The organism is Streptomyces muensis (assembly GCF_021474425.1).
Taxonomy (GTDB): domain Bacteria; phylum Actinomycetota; class Actinomycetes; order Streptomycetales; family Streptomycetaceae; genus Streptomyces; species Streptomyces muensis.
This window is the reverse complement of sequence record NZ_JAKEIP010000612.1, coordinates 1-826: the sequence shown is the minus strand read 5'-3', so window position 1 is coordinate 826 and position 826 is coordinate 1. Positions and strand designations below refer to the sequence as shown.

At 75.5% G+C, this 826-nt stretch carries 1 protein-coding gene; it reads right to left on the bottom strand.

Going from position 1 to position 826, the window contains the following annotated elements:
• The coding region (locus L0P92_RS44710) for a streptophobe family protein (RefSeq protein WP_234768849.1) at positions 1 to 826 on the bottom strand (826 nt) is incomplete at both ends.

The window sequence follows — 826 nt, the reverse complement described above, 5'->3', positions numbered from 1 at the left end:
CCCCACGCCGCCCCGAGAACCAGCGCCATACCGAGGTTCCCCCGCAGCTCCACCCCGGCGCCGAACGCGTCGAAGCCCAGCACCGACAGCGAGGCGTCGACGGACAGCTCCGTCAGCCACACGAGCAACGGCAGCGTCAACGCCGTCGCGACCCCGAGCCGCAGCGCACAGCGCCCGGCGAAACGGAGGGTCCCCGGATCCCGTACGGCCCCGGCCGGACCCCAGCCCGCTACCGGCGTCCGCACCGCCGTCAGCACCCCCGCGAGCAGCATCATCACCGCCGTGGCGACTCCCAGCAGCCACACCCGTCCGTCCAGCTCGGCCAGCCTGCCCAGCGTCACGGACTGGTCGGCGCCGCTGTTGAGCAGGTCGTCCAGGGGATCCGGCAGCAGAGCCACCAGCGGCCCCGTCGCCCTGCCGTCGAAGGGGACGAACAGGCCGATCGGGATGCCGAGCCACACGCCGTTCGGGGCGCCGAGGAGTGCGGCGCCCGCGATCCGCCCGGGGTGGGCGTCGCCGATCGCCGCGTACGCAGCCGCCGCGAAGCCGGCCCCGACCGCCACCAGCGCCACTGTGACCAGGGCGGACGCGGCGGGCCGTACGACCCGGTGCACGGCCTCCCAGCCGCGCGGCAGCGGGGTGCGGCGCGAGGCCAGCAGGGCGATCAGCAGGATGCCGGCGGACCAGCCCAGGCCGCCGAGCAGCGTCGGCGCCGTGTCCACCGTGAAGCCGACCGCGGCCTTCGCGTCGATCAGGTCGCCGATCTGGTCGGGCAGCAGCCCGCCGATGTCCCCGATGTCCCCCACGCCGGGGATCTCGATCCCGC